The sequence below is a fragment of the Planococcus sp. VCh962 genome, assembly GCF_057748275.1.
Genome location: NZ_JBYLHS010000001.1, coordinates 906,978 through 923,978, shown reverse-complemented (window position 1 = coordinate 923,978; position 17,001 = coordinate 906,978). Strand labels below are relative to the sequence as shown.

Genomic DNA, 17,001 nt, shown 5'->3' with positions numbered 1-17,001 from the left:
AGAAGTTGCAAGACTCGGGCTTCTTCTTTTTATTTTTCTTACTCCTTTACGCCGTTCTTCTTTCGCCATGTAGCTCCAAGCAAACTGAGGATGGCGATGGAAATAACGATGACTGGTAGAAGGATTAGTAATATCTTCCATAATGGTGTCTGTTCGGGAAAAGCCATCCCGATGAATGCTCCAAAGAATGAATAAAAAATGATAATAAAAGGGTCTGCTTTTTTCGATATGATTGGTTTTGCCAAATCAACTTTAAACTTCTGCAAAATCCCCTTCTTCTTTTGAGTCATTTTCCTAACCCCTCTTCTTGTTAGAATGCAATTTAATTTGGTCGGTGGAGAAAATAGAGAATCATTGAAAGGAACTGGTATTCTTCTCCTTTAATACGTATATTTAGTTAAGAAGATTCATGATTCGAGTAATTGAAGAAATTCTTTTTGACTTTGAGAGGCGGCTAGCATTCATATTCTATTCGGATTTTCCGGAAGTGATGTTCATTAGCGATGGCAGCGGATCAGTGAAAGGTTCTTCCGTTTTGTTTACCTTGAACCGAAAGGGAGAATGAACAATCATTCGTTTAGCAGCAAGCCTGCTCATTATGATTTTATGTAAAAAAGATAAGCAATAAGTTCAGTCCGCTTTACATATGTAAGTGAGATAACAAAAATGCCGTTAAGTTACTTTCCAATTATTTATTGGAAAATGAATCGATTGCTGATAATAATCGTATACTATTTAGAAAAACAAATTGAAGGAGGAGCAAAGATGAAGTTTCAGAAATACTCACTGTTTTTCGCTTCAATTATATTCATGGCTTCCTGTTCCAATGAATCAACTGCATCTACCGGCTCACGATATCCAGCCACCGAGATAGTGGAAGAAGAACCGGTGGTTGTGGGGCATGTTGTCGAAGTATTAGAAGAGAAACAAATAATTGTTGTGGTTGAAGGGATCACAAAGCAAGAAGCGCTAAAAATTGACGTTCAAACTTATGAATCAAGTATGGCTTCTTTTGCGTCTAATGCCACCAGGTTTGAAGGGGCATTTAAAAAAGGCGATAAGGTAGCCGTATGGAAGTTTGAAGAAGGACCGGAGACTGCTGGTGAAGTTGCAAAGAGGATAATTCTTTTGGAAAAGTAAGGAGAGATTATCCTCCTTCAATGGAAACTTGAATGTAGCATCTATGCAGTGAAGTTAAATTTGGAGACGAAAAGAGCTCGTTCAGTTTGTTGCTTGTACAAAGGAGGATACGTACTGTGAAAATCTTGAAAAAAACCTTAATTCTTTTTCTGCTTTTATTTATCAGTGGTTGTGGTTCCAGTCCCAGCTTTGGAAATCTTGAAAGAGCAATAATACAAACTTTTGATGAAAATGGGCAGGAGATCGCTGAACATGTCATAAGCAACGAGGAAGAATTAAAAGGACTTTATGGTTTAGTAGAAGCAGTAGATTGGACGGACAGTAGTGGGCCAGTAACAAGCAAGAAGATGGCCATTACTTTCTTTCACAATATATACAATGGCGAGCCTGAAAGATTAGTCAGATACGATATTTTGTTAAACGAAGCAGGCCAGTATTCTATACTGTCACAGGAAGAGGGAAACCAAGGGAGCCGGGGAGATTTAAATGATGCCAATTCTTCTTTCCTTCAAAATCTTCTTAAAGACTAGTTTCAATTTAAATGCCTAAATCAGATTTATATTCTTTTCAGCAAGAGGAATATTTAGCGGTTTGAAGTGAAATGAAAATAAGTGATTTGGAAATAAGCTATATTCCCAACCTTCATTTTAATTGGATTGAAATTTAATTTTATATTATATAGAAGGCAGGAAAGGGTGCTGGAAAAGCAACCAGGAAAATCAATGGAATCATTTACGAACACATGGCCTATTACGGAGGGGGAAGTGAATGAATGAGAAATATGAAATTCCAATTGAAGAAAGAGATAAAATATTGGCTAATTACTTTAAAGGTAATTTTAATAATTTGATTGAAGTATTTCCTAGCAAGGAAAAAAAGAAGATAGTGATTTTAGAGTATATCGTGACACGATTTGAACAAAATCGAATGTATTCAGAAGCGGAAGTGAACGATATTCTCAAGAAAATCTACCATGATTATGTATCTATTCGCCGTTATTTGATTGAGTTCGGTTTTTTTGAGCGCAGCAAAGACGGCTCTTCGTATTGGATAAAAGAATAAAGGGGCATTTGGGCAATAAACGGCCATCACATTGGCTGGGAAAGAAATAAAATAGGAGGCCACAAGGATGAAAAAGATTTTCGTATTGCCCGGTATGCTGCTTTTATTAGCTGCATGCGGAACAGACAAAGAACCGCAAGCTGCTAAAGATCCAATTGAGGAGGCCGCGGCAAGTGAACAGGATAAATCAGTTGCGAGCGGAGAAGGAGATGTAAAGAAGGTGAGCGGCCGTGAAATTCTCGTAACACTTAAACAGACCGCAGAACCGGTAAAGCGGAACGAATCGGCTGGAGCTGTGAAGGAATCGAAAGAGTTTAAAGAAGGATATTTTGGAGAACCCACGGAAAAACTTGCGGAAGACATGGCGGTTCAGCAAATTGAGGCGGAAGCGGTATTTAAAACGGTTGAGGAAGTGTATGGCGGACAAGCGGAACTTGAGAAAGCCGGCATCATATTTCTTGAAAACCAGACGTCTGGCGCAGATCAAGCCGGCATCTGGCTGGGCATCAAGAATCCCGATGAACGAGTCCAAGAACTTGCGGCAATCTTGCAGAAGCAAGTCGATGCCGGTGAAGTTCTGGCAGAACCGATCTACATTTATAAAAGTGCCCATACTCGGGCTGAACTGAATGATCTTATGTATCAGGCAGGAAAGAAAGTGAAACCAATGGCAGCGGCCCATCCGAATCCCGACTCCATCTCTTATTCTATCTCTGCGGATACAATAACGGGGGCTATCGAAATTGGGCATAACTTTCTGACAGAAAGTCAGGTTGAGGAACTGAAAAATGCATTTCCGGACCGGGAAATCATCATCGAACAGGAAGGTGTGATGGTGCCGGAACCAGGGGAGACAACTGTTAAGTATCCTGAGCCTGCCATAACAACAGAGCCTTCGAATGAAGGAAATTACATTATCAGCTTAGAAGAGGACCGTTTCCTCGCGGTGGAAGCAGCTTCGAAAGACTTCAGTGAGAATGGAGGACAGGAAGAATTTTATTCAGCCATACATTTCAATTTCAATGCTGCTAGAGAGCTGCTGGAAATTGGCCAGCGAGTCAAAATTGAGGCAGCCGGACCGATTCTAGAATCCTATCCGGGACAAGGACGGGCCGTGTTAGTTGAAGTACTTCCGACGTATCAGCCGGAATCAGCCGATTTGTCGGAAGCAGAAGTGGTGAAACGGGCACTGGAAGGCATTGAGCCGATAGAGTTTGGCGTTCCGGCCATCCGGTCCGTCACTTTCAATGCCGAAGAAGATAATTGGACTGTCGTAATCAAATCAGGGGATCAGGAAACTAAAAAAACGATAGCAGATAAAAACTAGCATAATACGCCTCCTATCCATCATGGATCTTTTTAATTGATTTGAAATTTCTCTTGGATTGATTCTTCTAATAAATAGGAATGAGGAATACAGCATAGTAATCGCTAGTTCAAAACAAATGATAATTGAAAAAGGAGAGAAGGGGCTGATTAAAGCGCATCTTCTCTCCCTTTTTCAATCCACGTTAATTAATTCGAAAATCGTTCCGTATTTATTCACGGTTTTGATCTTTCCGAACCCTTCAACAAAATATTCTTTATAACCGAATTCCACCGTTACCTCGACTGCATTGGTGAATGTGCGGTAAGGCGTTTTCACTGTTACGCCGACAGCTGTGATTTTATGCGACTCTTCAAAGACATTATCTATACTATAAGTTGTACCGACTTTAATCGGATAGGCGATAATCGGTGGATCGAAAACGTCAGCTACCGGATGCGCAAGAATTAAATTTTTTCTGGTCTCCACTTCACCGTACAGATAAGTTTCATTTATTTTCGGTATATGGCGTGCCCAGCTATAGCCAATCGGTTCAGAAGCAGCACTGTTAGAATATTTGAAAGTATGCGTTTCGATTCCGTGAGTTGCTGTATTATACGTATAAGTCTTTGTCTTGTCTTTCATATACGAATTGGGAATTCGCGCGTCATTCTTGAACTCCGGTTCTAGTCCGCGGGCCAGGAAAGCAGCGAATTGCCCCCGCGTCACATGGTTATTTGGCAGGAATGTATTGTTCGCATAGCCAATCGTAATGTTGATTGACAAAATTTCTGAAATCGCTTCGTACGCTTTCATGTTTGGCGACACATCCGTAAAGTCCGCCGTCACTGAAAACGGTGTCGGGAATACCCGTGATAAAATGATGGCCATATCACCACGCGTAATCGGATCATATGGGCGGAATGTGCCGTCTGGATAACCGTTTATAAAACCGGCTTTCTGAGCTTCAACAATGTATCCGCTCGCTTTCTGGCCCTTCGTCACATCTGAAAATGTGGAATCTCGCTGCGTACCGTCCAGATTCTGCATGCGCCCAATCATGATTGCCGCTTCTCCGCGTGTCACGATCTTCTCAGGACGGACTGTGTCATCCGGGTATCCGGTTAAAATATCTTGGTCCATCAAATATGTAATTTCATCGTAAAAACCGTGCCTCTCAGTTAAATCTGTTGCAGCAATTGCGGGAGAACCTAACCCCCCTGCAAACAATACCAGTACAATTCCCATCATCAACTTTTTCAATACACCACTCCTCCAAATAAGATAATTAAACTCTTTCCTGATATACCCAATTATATTACAAAGAAACACATTAATGTAACAATTGTAATTAATTTAAAAATTTAGAATAAATTATATGGTATTATAATGGAAATTTAATATTATATTGAATAATTCTTAGCTATTATTGGAGGACTGATTTCAATGGAGGATTCTTTAAAAACTGCCTTAGAATTGCGCCGGGGTCATGCCGCAGCATGAACGGAAATATACAGGTGACTAGAACCTGAATAGACCCTATTTCGAGCTCAATGGCTCTATCCGTGCTTTTTATTCGAATTTCAACTCTATTCAGCAGAAAATTCCAGTTAGGACAGCCTATATTGTTGATGCACTGGGGCTATTGTTGAGAGGAGTAGGATCGGTTTGGAGCAGGAATTGCCTATACAAAAAAGATGAATCTGGTAATTAAAGTGACAACTTCGAAGCCTAAACCTGCAACACTTCCAGCGATTCCATCCCCAGTAATCGTGCCGACTATTCTAGCTGCAAGGAAGTTTTCTTTTAAGAGATTTGATATATCCACTAGGATAAGTAAAAAGAGCCGCCATATGACTCTGCAGTACAAGCGACCTTTTTAAAAAATTTCTAGTTATTGTAAAAGATTGGAGCACGAGATATACTATTCAAAACAAATAATTAAGCGTTGAAGAGAAAAGTAGATTGAATGCGTTTTTCCAAGAGAGCTTCGGTAGTTGAAAAGAAGCAAAAATGCCCAATCGAAAAATGGTCTCGGAGCTTCGTTTTGAACGTTCCATTCTGGAATCAGTAGAATGCGACAAGAGTTGGTACTTGTTATCAAAACCACAGTATAAAAGCAGCGGCTTTGTACTTGTTGAGGCTGTTAATGTAAATTAGCGGTGAATTAAAGTGGAACCACGAGTAAACCTCGTCTTTATCGATTACGGATAAAGACGGGGTTTTTTATATTTTTATAAAGGAGTGGAAAGTATGAGCGTACTTATTGGTGGAGCATGGCCGTATGCAAATGGGTCATTGCATTTGGGACATATCGCAGCATTGCTGCCAGGGGATATACTGGCAAGGTATTACCGGTTAAAAGGCGAGAACGTTTTATATGTCTCAGGCAGCGACTGCAACGGGACGCCGATTGCCATTCGGGCCAATCAAGAAGGAAAGACCATAAAAGAGGTAGCAGACCATTATCACCAAGAATTTTCAAATGATTTTTCCCGGCTCGGATTCACCTATGATATCTACACAAGGACAGATGGTTTTTTTCATCATCAAACGGTCCAAAAAATATTTTTAACTTTGATGGATAATGGCCATATCTATAAAAAGGAAATTGATCAGATGTATTGTGAATACGACCAGCAATTTCTTCCAGATCGATATGTAGAAGGAATTTGCCCAGTCTGTTCACACACTTCCCGTGGAGACCAATGTGACAACTGTTCCACGATTTTGGATCCGTTGGATTTATTGGAGCCGAAATGTAAAATCTGCGGGAATGTCCCGACCGTGAAAAAGACGGAACACTTCTATTTCGCGTTAAGTGCTTTTCAGGAAGAACTTGCGGCTTACGTCAGAGAAGCAAAAAAGAAGAATGCCTGGCGCGAAAATGCAATCCATTTATCCGAACGTTATTTGAAAGAAGGGCTGCTGGACCGGGCCGTATCAAGGGATTTGCCGAATGGCGTGCCCTTGCCGGTAAAAGGCTATGAGGATAAAAAGGTCTATGTCTGGATAGAAGCTGTTTCGGGTTATTATTCAGCCAGCCGGCAATGGGCAGAAGAAAAACAGCAGGATGATCAGGAGTATTGGCAGGAAGAAACTATTGCTTACTACGTACACGGCAAAGACAACATCCCTTTTCATTCCATTATCTGGCCAGCTATTTTAAAAGGGATCGGGGTTGAAGGGCTGCCGACTCACATTGTGTCCAATGAATACTTAACGCTTGAAAAGCGAAAAATATCGACGAGTAAAAACTGGGCGGTTTGGGTCCCGGATATTCTGGAGAGGTATGATCCGGATTCGATCCGTTATTTCCTGTCGATCAATGCACCGGAAAACCGGGATACGGATTTTTCCTGGAGGGAATTCATTTATAGCCATAACAGTGAACTGTTAGGTGCATATGGGAATTTTATCAACCGCACCCTCAAATTTATTGAAAAAAGCTATGAAGGAAGGATCCCGAAAGCGGAAATAGAACCGGATTTAAAACGTAGAATTGAAGGGCTATATGAGAGCGTGGGCCAAAAAATAGAGGATGCTCATTTTAAACAAGGAATTGAAGAAGTTTTCTCCTTTATCCGATATGCCAATAAATACTTTGATGAAAAAGAACCTTGGAAGGAATTAAAGCAAAATCGAGCTTCTTGCGACCAAACGATTGCCAATTGCGTGCTGATTATCACCAATGTCATTCAATTATTGAACCCGTTTTTGCCGTTTTCAACTGAAAAAGTAAAAGGAATATTAGAAATCGAGAAGTTGACTTGGGAGTATACAACTTGCGAAGCAGAAGAAATATCGAATATCAAGCCCTTGTTTGAAAGATATGATGTGAAAAGAATTGAAGAAGAGCTAGACAAGCTAATTCGTCACTCCAAATCAAGTTAAGAGGTATTTCACTTAATGCTGCAAACGAATAAAAGTCGAAGAACACTAATGAAGAAAAAAGCAGCTGCAACCTAGGTGATACTAGCAACTTAAATATACTGGCTCGACCGCATGAGAGGGGAAAGCCCTTGCAGAGCTTGAATTCGGAACAACGAATAATCTTCCAGTGCCAGAAGGAAAATGATCGGGTCCATTCAAGGATAGGGCTGGAGTAGAATGGAAATTGAGCAATGAAAAATAGTAATGTAAATTCTTTCAAGCAATGTTTTAAAATTAAGGTAAAAGTAAAAAAAATCAAAAATTAGTTGACTTTTAAATTAATCTTATTGTATGATAATTCCCAATGGTTCGATTGATTGAAAATTTGTACATTTAAAAGTGAATAGTACTCTTATCAAGAGCGGCGGAGGGAATAGGCCCTGTGAAGCCCGGCAACCACCAGAATTATATTCTGGTAAGGTGCTAAATCCTACTGATTCGAAGGAATCGGAAAGATAAGAGGAGGATTTATTGCCCTCTTCTTAATTGAAGGGGGCTTTTTGTATGTTCAATCTAAAAAAGGAGGAAAGTCTATTTGGTAAAACCTAGTAAGCGAATTGGTTAAGTCTTCAAAACTTTAAAGAAAAAATAAAACTTATTTTAGGAGGAATCGGAATGAAGAAAATTATTGCATTGGTTTTGTTTATTGTAAGTGCGTCACTTATCCTGACGGCTTGTTCAAATGCACAAGGGGAAGAACAAGGAAAGTTGAAAAAGGTAGTTCTTGATTATGCATATTACTCACCTACGAGTTTGGCTTTAAAGGAGTTTGGATGGGCAGAAGAAATTTTTGAAGAAGAAGGCATTGAGGTTGAATGGGTTCTTAGCCAAGGAAGCAATAAGGCTTTGGAATTTTTAAATTCTAAAAGCGTGGATTTTGGCTCTACTGCGGGAGCAGCGGCATTAATCGCAAAATCGAATGGGTCACCGATCGAGTCGGTTTATATTTATTCGAAACCAGAATGGACTGCATTGGTAGCGACAGGAGATTCGCCGATAAAAACAGTCGAAGATTTGAAAGGAAAGAAAGTTGCCGCAACTTTAGGGACGGATCCGTATATCTTCCTTCTGCGCTCACTGCAGGAAGCCGGTCTTTCATCGAAGGACTTGGAAATTGTGAATTTACAGCATGCGGATGGTGCCAATGCCTTGTTAACTGGACAGGTGGATGCGTGGGCAGGCCTTGACCCGCATATGGCGAGAGTTGAAGTTGATTCTGGTGCAAATTTATTTGTGCGTGATCACGATAAAAATACATATGGCACATTGAATGTGCGATCAGAGTTCGCAGAACAGAATCCGGAAGTTGTAGAAAAAGTAATTGAGGTATATGAAAAAGCACGGAAATGGGTTGTGGAAAATCCGGATGAAGCAGCTGAAATCTTAGCAAAGCAAGCGGACATGAAGTTGGAAGTGGCGAAGAAGAGCATCGAGCGAAATGATTTTTCTGACCCGATTCCCGGTAATAAACAAATCGAGGCACTAAAAGAGGCAGGCGAAGTCTTGAAGGCAGAAAATGTGATCAAAAGCGATCAAGATATCGAAAAAACAGTGAATGAATTAATCATTGATCGATTTGCCAAAAAAGTGATCGCAACAGAATAGGGGGACGAGTTGGATGACGGTCAATGCTAAAACAAACGAATTTCTGATAGAGAAAAATAAAAAGTCAAAATCCCATGCAGATTCAACTAAAGCAAGAGGCCTTGTACTCGGCTCGGTATTGCCGATCGCTCTTTTGGTCGCATGGGAAGCGGCCGCCCGTTTTGGCTTGATAGACACCTATGTTTTTCCGGCCCCTACCACTATTTTTCAAAAGATTTTAGAAATGGCCCAAGATGGAACCCTTTGGGGGCATATCGGCATTACTTTTCTTCGGGTATTGATCGGATTTTTTGCCGGGGCTTTCACAGCGCTTGTATTGGGCTCTTTCGTAGGTTATTTCAAATGGTTTGAACAGCTTGTGGATCCATTAATCCAAGCCTTCAGATCCATCCCTTCCCTTGCCTGGGTGCCATTATTCATTTTATGGATGGGAATCGGAGAACCATCCAAAGTGCTGTTAATTGCGGTCGGTGTTTTCTTTCCGGTGTATTTGAATATCGTCTCTGGTATTCAAGGGGTAGACCGGAAGCTGATAGAAGTAGGAAAGATTTATCACTTTACTTCATTCCAAATTGTGCGCCGCATCATTTTGCCGGCTTCGCTGCCGTCTTTTCTTGTAGGTTTGCGCAGCGGCGTCGGTTTAGGTTGGATGTTCGTAGTTGCTGCTGAATTAATGGGTGCCGGCCAAGGACTCGGCTATTTACTGGTTGTAGGCCAGAATACGTATTCGCCTGAACTTATCATGGCAAGCATCATCCTGTTTGCCATACTCGGGAAAGCCACGGACGCTCTCTTGAAAGGGTTAGAAGCACGTGCATTGAGATGGCAGGATAATTTACAGAACCAACAATAAGAGGAGTGGTCAAGATGTTGGAAGTGAAAGAGGCCTCAAGAACGTTCAATAACGGACTGGCTGGATTCAAAAATCTGTCCTTTTCTATTCAAGAAGGTGAGACCGTTGGCATTCTGGGAACGAGTGGGTGCGGGAAAAGTACTCTTCTTCGGGTTTTGTCTGGGCTGGATCAGGACTTCGACGGAAAAATACAAATTGCTGAAGTGGGCGAGCAGCCCATTGGCATGATTTTTCAGGAACCCCGGCTTATGCCTTGGCTCACGGTCAAAGATAACATCTTGTTTGGAAATAAAGATGTAAATAAAGTTGAAGTTCAGGACTACTTGGATTTAGTGGGGTTAAGCGATTTCGGAGATTATTACCCGAAAGATTTATCAGGTGGAATGGCTCAAAGAACGGCAATCGCTCGCGCGCTGATAGGGCAACCCGGTGTTCTGCTATTAGATGAACCTTTTAGTGCACTGGATGCCTTCACTAAAATGCAATTGCAGGATTTATTATTGGAAATCCAAAAGAAGCAACTATCCACGATGGTGGTTGTGACGCATGACATAGACGAAGCCCTATATTTATGCGACCGCATCTTCATCTTGGGCGGCCAGCCGGGTTATCTTCAAGCTGAATTGGCAGTGGAAGCTGTAAAACCGAGAGATCGCGGAAGTGTACTTCTTGCGGAGAAAAAATCAGAGATACTGAAATTACTGCAAACTAGAAAGGCGGTCGAGTAAAATGGCGAACAGTACGATCATTTATCCGAAAAAGGATAATTATAATATCACAGAAGAGCTGTCGAACAGGGAAGCTTTCTCGTGGAAAGAAGTCGAGTCGAATTTTAGCTGGTCCCAAACAGGAAAAGTGAATATGGCCTATGAATGTGCAGACCGGCATGTTGAAGCAGGATATGGTGAAAAAACTGCACTTCATTATATTGGAGACAACGAAGAATACAAACTTACATATCGTGAATTAAAAGAAAAATCGGATTTATGGGCGACGGTGTTGAAAAATCGAGGGGTGAAAAAAGGAGACTTCGTATTTGTATTTTTGCCGAAGCACCCGGATTGCCATATTGCGATGCTGGCAGCCATAAAGCTTGGAGCTGTCGTAGGGCCGCTTTTTGAAGCATTTATGGAAGATGCCGTAAAAGAAAGAATCCAGGATTGCGGAGGAACTTTTTTGATCGCATCACCTGAACTGGTGAAACGGGTTCAGCGGGATCAATTGCCATCTTTAACAACCGTTTTAATTACAGCTGAACCGGAACAATGTACGGGAGATGAAATCTCTCTATTTGAAGAAGCAAGGAAAATTGAAGCAGAAGAAAACATAATTGAATGGGTAGATCTTGAGCATGGATTGAATATCCATTATACAAGCGGATCGACAGGCAAACCGAAAGGAATAATCCATGCGCATCGGGCGATGATTCAGCAATACATCACAGGCAGATGGGTATTGGATTTAAAAGAAGACGATATTTATTGGTGCACGGCCCACCCAGGATGGGTAACCGGGACCGTCTACGGCGTGTTCGCTCCATTGCTGAACCGCACGACGACTGTTATTCACGGAGGCAGATTTGGCGCCAAAGAATGGTATGACATTTTAGCGCGAACGGGTGTAACGGTCTGGTACAGCGCACCGACGGCCTTCAGAATGCTGATGGCACAAGGCGATGAACTGACAAAGAACTATGATCTTACAAAAATCCGGCATATTCTAAGCGTCGGTGAACCATTGAACCCGGAAATTGTGAGATGGGGAATAGAGACACTTTCAAACCGCATCCACGATACGTGGTGGATGACGGAAACAGGAGCTCAGTTAATCGTCAACTTGCCATCTGAAGCGATCAAGCCCGGGTCAATGGGAAAACCGTTCCCAGGAATTGAAGCGGCTATTTTAGGCGATGATGGTGAAATTTTAAAAGTGGGGGCTGTCGGCCAATTGGCCCTAAAAGCAAACTGGCCATCGATTATGCGTGAAGTGTGGAAAGATCCGGCTAAATACTCGTCGTATTTCCCGTTTGATGGCTGGTATTTATCCGGCGATTTGGCAACAATCGATGAAACCGGATATGTTTTTTTTCAAGGAAGAAGTGACGACATGATCAACTCTTCAGGGGAAAGAATCGGGCCATTTGAAGTTGAAAGTAAGCTGATTGAACACCCAGCGGTTGCCGAAGTGGGTGTTATTGGAAAGCCGGATGCCGTAAGAGGGGAAATAGTGAAGGCCTTTATCGTCTTGAACAAAGAGTATGAGGAAAGCGACGGGTTATTAGAAGAATTGCGCTTATTTGTGCGCAGCGGGCTTGCGGCCCATGCTGCTCCGAGGGAAATTGAATTTCTCGAAGAGCTGCCCAAAACCCCGATCAGTGGAAAAGTGCTTCGCCGTGAATTAAAAGCCAGAGAAGCTAAGGGAAAATCAAATCATTTGGTCAACTCGCAAAGATAGATAATCATTTTTACATTGACGAATTATTAGAAGTAAAGCAAAAATAGGGAGAAGTTTTATTAGAAAAGGGAGAAAACATGCTTTCTATCAGCATGTTTTCTCCCTTTTAATTTGCATCCTTTTCAATAAGCTTTAAAAGAAACATTTAGGAAACTTAAACAGTTCAAGGTTTATAAGCTTTGTATGCCCTCATTGTTCCGGCAATCGTCGAAAATTTTCCGGTTTCTTCAATGGCCGCAAAGCCGGTCTCCTTTAACAAGAACGGAATAATCCCTGTAACATGCGGTGAAGTGGTTTCGAATCCATCCAAGAACTGGACAGGGAGAAATGCTGCGCGCATCCAGGCGTTTTGCGGTTTTTCAAAATCAAGGACATGAAATTGGCCGCCTGATTTGAGAACTCGGCACACTTCTTCAAATGTTTCCTTTTTCTTCTGGAGCGTCAAGTGGTGAACAAACAAACTTGTGAATACATGATGAAACTGGTCAGCGGAAAATGGAAGCTGATCAGAAAAACTTTCTTTAAAGAAAACTTGATTGATTCGATTCTCTTTCATTTTTTCTTTGGCGATGGCTAATATTTGCGGATCAGCATCGACGCCCATCACTTGTACATTGAGGTGTGTTTGCTGGATTAAAAGGGCAAGTGTCCCGGTGCCACATGCCAAATCCAATGCCACCTCACCAGATTGAAGGGAAGCTTGATTGATCAAATGCATTTTCATCTTATTTTCCCGCATTCCCGAGGCAATTAACGGATCATAAAAGCGAGTCAGCCAATGGTATTTGAGCGCCGGTATATATGTTTCTTGTTTGTTTTCCTTCATGAAGAACGCATCCTTTCAGGAACTTCAGCCATCTCTAAAGGAATAAGGGAACATTAGTTGTTTTGTTCAGCAACTTCCACGATAAAAGGAAAGGCGAGGACTCCCGTATCAGCGAAGCGAAATTCCGCCCAAAGTTTGTAGAATCCTGAAGATGGAAATTGGGTTTGGAACACAGGATGGTCTGTTGATGCAGGATGCACATGGATAAATTGCTTCCCTTGTCCGTCCAGCACAACGACATGTCCCAATGCACCCAAATACGGCAAAGGGGTTTCTCCGTTTAAATCAAAAGAGAAAGTAGCCGGCTTGCCGGCAAACAATGTAGGCTGCTGTATAGTAACGGCCTTGCCCCTAATTTCTTTTGTCGGGCTGTCACTTTTCGCAAGCATGCGCAAATCGGTTATGGTGACTTCGGATGCTTCACCAACTGCTACAACCACCGGTTCGATGGTGTAAGACCTATTGACGGGATTAATATCTGTGAAAACCAGATAACGTCCGGTGGGGAGGTCCACCTCCACTTCAAAGTCCCCTACACTAGTTTCTGTAGGATGAACGTGTAAAAAAGTTTCTAAATTTGCACTGACAATAACCAGGTGCATGCTCTTTTCATGGGCTTTTGACAGCTCGACAACTTTGCCATTCGAATCTCGGACTTGAATCTTTATCCGGCCAGCGTTGTATACAGCATTCACATCGACTTTAGGCAGCTCGTTACCCATTTCATGATGTTGATGGTGTTCATGCCTCAAATGAAACGCCTCCTCTTTTATATGAACAATAGTCAATTACAAGGTGTTTTTCACTTACAGGATCCCTGCCACGAAGAACTTCATTAATCTAATTTTAACTAAATGACTTATGCTCATACTATAATATTAAATCTTTGCAAGATAAAAGACCTTTCAAAGGGCCTTTTGCAATTAATTATCTTATTGCACAACAAAATGCTTTACCACGGCCAATTTTTGCTAATCCTATTCCCATCGCCTTTAAACCTTAGGTTTTTCTTTTGGTAACGCTGGATTGGAGCAAGCTTTATATAATTAGCCACAGCTAGCGCCGCTTCATGACCCTTATGCTCCTTAAAGAATATTAAAGGAAACTGTTCTCCTATGTCGAAATATGGATAAAGGAGGGATTGCCGATGATTGATGGAAACCAATCTTCAAGCAGTAAGCATAACCAAACTATTAAAGAAATTGAAGCGAAGTTAAGCGACTTGGAGAAAGAGATTGGCGGAACAGATGAATGTGTGGCAATAATCAATAGAATGAGAAGTGACTTAAAGGCTTTAGTTCTTTATATTTCAAGAAAGTAAGTAATTCAGAGCGCTCTAACCGGCGTTCTTTTTTAATACTATAATTAAGACCATAACTTAATAACCGTTATGGGAGTTGCATGTGAATATTAGCCAGTTGGTTTAATAATGAAATGTATAATCGGTCAAATGTATTAAAGATTTTAAGTTTGTTAATAGATGAAATTTATAAAAATATTGTATTTATTACAATTAATGGGTAAAATGAGCGAGCTAGTAAAATTGGTTTTAAGGAGTGGGCAGTTGAAAAAGGCTATTGTAATTCTAGTGCTAGTCTCAATTTGTATGCTATTAGGCTTTATTGGAACGAAAACTTATTTTGGTCATTATGAAGTTCTCGCAAATCAGAAAATACAAGAAGTAATTGATTTACAAGGGGCAGATATAGAAAAAAGCATTTTGCAAGTGAATTTATATGATTACAAAAATGGAGTTTGGCTAAAGAAAATTCAGTTCGATAATGATCATGAGATAAGTTACTTCTATGAATTTGATAAGTCTTCAAACGAAGTGGAAGTTTCTGCTCTTTATAAGAATATGTCTTTGGATTTGGCCGGAAAAGATTCGAAATATCCTTTATTAACAGTAACTTTTAATGATAGTGGAAAAATCGAAGAGTTTAGAGAGAAAAAATAATAAAGACCCACTATTTAAAAGAGGGCTTAGAGGGTTTTAAGCAGGCACTTTGTGAAAGGAGTCAATATGAATAAAACGTATCTGCTGCTCAACACGTTGTTAATCCCTTTTTTCCATTTCGGTGTAGTGCTCGCTATGATTATGAGTATGTCGCAAGCTCATACAAATCAGGAGATAGTAGATAATCTTTATTGGATCATTCCCGTCAACTTTGCCTTTGCATCGATACCCAATCTATTGATAACATTATTTTATGTAATGAAAAAGCAAACAGCAGGACTTTTAAAAACATTTTTTATAGCTGAAGTATATGCGGTTTTCATACAACTCTTACTGCACTCACTTGTCATCTTGTACGTTATCACAGCAAGAAATCTTTAAATTTCACATTCAAGTGTTAAATAAAGGCTAGAGGATGATCAATCAGATTATCTCCAGCCTTTTTTCTTATGTGATATGAGATTACTAGAGCAGTGTTTTTTTGAGTCATTTTGATTTCATTCTTTGTCTATTTAGTTCCAATATGATTTTAAAGTGCTGAAAAAGGTAGTTAACTAATATAACTTGAATTCTCATAAGAAGGCATGCTTCTCGAGCAGCTGCAAACTATCTTCTAAGTCGTATTTGTTGTTTCTAAAAGAAATCAACGATATCCTTGTATTTGAATATACCCCACGGGGTTTAAAAGGAGAGATCTTACGATGTTGGAAAAGAGATTTGACCCAAACAAAGCAAAACTGTTAGTCAGTGAGGAGCGCCGCTCAGTACTTCCTGCAGAAGAAGTTATTCAGTATTTGAATCTAAAAAAGGAAGAAGAAATAGCGGACTTAGGTGCGGGAAATGGTTATTTCACCATTCCGATCGCCAAAAAAGTTGAAGGACACGTTTACGCAGTGGATATAGAAGGAAGAATGTTATCTTTGCTTAAAGAGAGTGCAGCAAAAGAAGAAGTCGGTAACATTCAATACATCCAAAATGATTTGGAAAACATTCCACTGAAAGCCCATTCAATAGATAAAGTTCTAGCTGCATTTGTTATTCACGAAGTGCCTGATATTCGAAAAACTCTTAGCGAAATGAAGAGAATCCTGAAACCTGGAGGCATTATGATGATACTTGAATGGGAAGCGGTTGAGGCAGAGAAGGGCCCTAAACTCGAAGATAAAATCTCATCAAAAGAAATGGTCGAATGGCTTGATCACATTGACTTTACATCAGAAATTATACACTTCAATAAGAATCATTATGGAGTCATTGCTAAACAGGCATAAGGAAAGGAGAGAAAATGCATGAGAAATTTTTGGAAATCCTTATGACCAGCACAAAGACTGGCATTCCTGGGAGGAATAGCTTTTCTGCTTTTTACAGTTCTTTCGAAGTTTTAAGGGCCTAAATGATAAATGAACGTTTTATTCGTACCATTGAGGGAATTTTGTCTAAGAATCGAGTTTATATCAAAAGAGAGGAGCAATAAACATGTTTAATTACACGGTGGAAACATCCAAAAGCAGGGAAGAAGCTGTCCGTGCACTTGAAGAAAATCTGAAAGAGAAACAGTTTGGGATCTTGTGGAATTTTGACTTGACTGCAAAACTTCAGGAAAAAGGTACAGACTTTGATACTCCTTATACTGTCCTTGAAGTCTGCAATCCGCAGGAAGCGAACCGGGTACTGTCTGAAGATTTAATGGTAGGTTACTTTCTGCCATGTAAAATCGTGGTCTATGTGGAAAACGATACAACAAAAATCGGAATGCCAAAACCGAGCGCGCTGATTGAAATGGTTCAGAACGAGTCGATTAAAAAAATTGCGCTTGATATTGAAGAAAGGTTGATTGGATGTATTGATAAATCAGTATAACCGTA

17 protein-coding genes, 1 riboswitch and 1 other annotated feature are annotated in these 17,001 nt (G+C 40.6%); of the genes, 13 read left to right on the top strand and 4 right to left on the bottom strand.

Translation table 11 applies throughout. The features are described from left to right. Positions 1–38: 38 nt before the first annotated feature. Entirely contained in the window at positions 39–290 is a 252-nt protein-coding gene (locus AC3AQ9_RS04655) for a hypothetical protein (protein ID WP_488306276.1), read from the bottom strand. A gap of 475 nt (positions 291–765) precedes the next feature. On the opposite strand from AC3AQ9_RS04655, the gene AC3AQ9_RS04650 reads away from it, so the two are divergent. From AC3AQ9_RS04650 to AC3AQ9_RS04635, 4 genes are all read left to right on the top strand, one after another. Continuing rightward, positions 766–1,140: a hypothetical protein gene (locus AC3AQ9_RS04650; RefSeq protein WP_488306275.1), complete on the top strand. Its 375-nt coding sequence runs from the start codon at positions 766–768 to the stop codon at positions 1,138–1,140. Positions 1,141–1,256: 116 nt separating this feature from the next. Beyond that, positions 1,257–1,670: a hypothetical protein gene (locus AC3AQ9_RS04645; RefSeq protein ID WP_488306274.1), complete on the top strand. Its 414-nt coding sequence runs from the start codon at positions 1,257–1,259 to the stop codon at positions 1,668–1,670. Positions 1,671–1,908: 238 nt separating this feature from the next. After that, positions 1,909–2,202: a DUF2087 domain-containing protein gene (locus AC3AQ9_RS04640; protein ID WP_488306273.1), complete on the top strand. Its 294-nt coding sequence runs from the start codon at positions 1,909–1,911 to the stop codon at positions 2,200–2,202. A gap of 67 nt (positions 2,203–2,269) precedes the next feature. Further along, positions 2,270–3,529: a DUF3221 domain-containing protein gene (locus tag AC3AQ9_RS04635; protein ID WP_488306272.1), complete on the top strand. Its 1,260-nt coding sequence runs from the start codon at positions 2,270–2,272 to the stop codon at positions 3,527–3,529. A gap of 174 nt (positions 3,530–3,703) precedes the next feature. On the opposite strand, the gene AC3AQ9_RS04630 is transcribed toward AC3AQ9_RS04635, so the two are convergent. Beyond that, entirely contained in the window at positions 3,704–4,771 is a 1,068-nt protein-coding gene (locus AC3AQ9_RS04630) for an S-layer homology domain-containing protein (RefSeq protein WP_488306271.1), read from the bottom strand. A 676-nt stretch (positions 4,772–5,447) separates the two neighbouring features. Further along, positions 5,448–5,710: a binding site (T-box leader), on the top strand. 51 nt (positions 5,711–5,761) lie between these two features. Here AC3AQ9_RS04630 and metG point away from each other — a divergent pair. The 5 genes from metG to acsA all read left to right on the top strand — a co-directional run bounded on the left by metG (position 5,762) and on the right by acsA (position 12,353). Next, positions 5,762–7,402: a methionine--tRNA ligase gene (metG, locus tag AC3AQ9_RS04625; RefSeq protein WP_488306270.1), complete on the top strand. Its 1,641-nt coding sequence runs from the start codon at positions 5,762–5,764 to the stop codon at positions 7,400–7,402. 388 nt (positions 7,403–7,790) lie between these two features. Then, positions 7,791–7,903: riboswitch (SAM riboswitch) on the top strand. A 153-nt stretch (positions 7,904–8,056) separates the two neighbouring features. Further along, positions 8,057–9,046 (top strand): aliphatic sulfonate ABC transporter substrate-binding protein, encoded by a 990-nt coding sequence (locus AC3AQ9_RS04620; protein WP_488306269.1) that lies wholly within the window; start codon positions 8,057–8,059, stop codon positions 9,044–9,046. Between the two features lie 13 nt (positions 9,047–9,059). Further along, the gene (locus AC3AQ9_RS04615; protein ID WP_488306268.1) at positions 9,060–9,899 is read left to right on the top strand and encodes an ABC transporter permease; all 840 of its coding nucleotides are present in this window, start codon (positions 9,060–9,062) and stop codon (positions 9,897–9,899) included. Positions 9,900–9,913: 14 nt separating this feature from the next. Then, positions 9,914–10,627, top strand: a complete 714-nt coding sequence (locus AC3AQ9_RS04610; protein ID WP_488306267.1) for an ABC transporter ATP-binding protein — start codon at positions 9,914–9,916, stop codon at positions 10,625–10,627. 1 nt (position 10,628) lies between these two features. After that, positions 10,629–12,353, top strand: a complete 1,725-nt coding sequence (gene acsA / locus AC3AQ9_RS04605) for an acetate--CoA ligase (protein ID WP_488306266.1) — start codon at positions 10,629–10,631, stop codon at positions 12,351–12,353. Between the two features lie 163 nt (positions 12,354–12,516). Here acsA and AC3AQ9_RS04600 read toward each other — a convergent pair whose 3' ends face one another. Both AC3AQ9_RS04600 and AC3AQ9_RS04595 read right to left on the bottom strand, forming a co-directional pair. After that, on the bottom strand, positions 12,517–13,179 hold the full coding sequence (locus AC3AQ9_RS04600; RefSeq protein ID WP_488306265.1) for a class I SAM-dependent methyltransferase: 663 nt from the start codon (positions 13,177–13,179) through the stop codon (positions 12,517–12,519). Between the two features lie 53 nt (positions 13,180–13,232). Further along, on the bottom strand, positions 13,233–13,931 hold the full coding sequence (locus tag AC3AQ9_RS04595; RefSeq protein WP_488306264.1) for a DUF8832 domain-containing protein: 699 nt from the start codon (positions 13,929–13,931) through the stop codon (positions 13,233–13,235). Between the two features lie 395 nt (positions 13,932–14,326). Between AC3AQ9_RS04595 and AC3AQ9_RS04590 the strand changes: the two genes are divergently transcribed. The 4 genes from AC3AQ9_RS04590 (at position 14,327) to AC3AQ9_RS04575 (ending at position 16,996) form a co-directional block, all read left to right on the top strand. Further along, complete coding sequence (locus AC3AQ9_RS04590; RefSeq protein ID WP_488306263.1) at positions 14,327–14,500, top strand: hypothetical protein; 174 nt, start codon at positions 14,327–14,329, stop codon at positions 14,498–14,500. A 243-nt stretch (positions 14,501–14,743) separates the two neighbouring features. Further along, positions 14,744–15,136: a hypothetical protein gene (locus AC3AQ9_RS04585; RefSeq protein WP_488306262.1), complete on the top strand. Its 393-nt coding sequence runs from the start codon at positions 14,744–14,746 to the stop codon at positions 15,134–15,136. 701 nt (positions 15,137–15,837) lie between these two features. Further along, positions 15,838–16,407 (top strand): class I SAM-dependent methyltransferase, encoded by a 570-nt coding sequence (locus AC3AQ9_RS04580; RefSeq protein ID WP_488306261.1) that lies wholly within the window; start codon positions 15,838–15,840, stop codon positions 16,405–16,407. Between the two features lie 205 nt (positions 16,408–16,612). Next, positions 16,613–16,996: a DUF302 domain-containing protein gene (locus AC3AQ9_RS04575; protein ID WP_488306260.1), complete on the top strand. Its 384-nt coding sequence runs from the start codon at positions 16,613–16,615 to the stop codon at positions 16,994–16,996. Positions 16,997–17,001 lie beyond the last annotated feature (5 nt).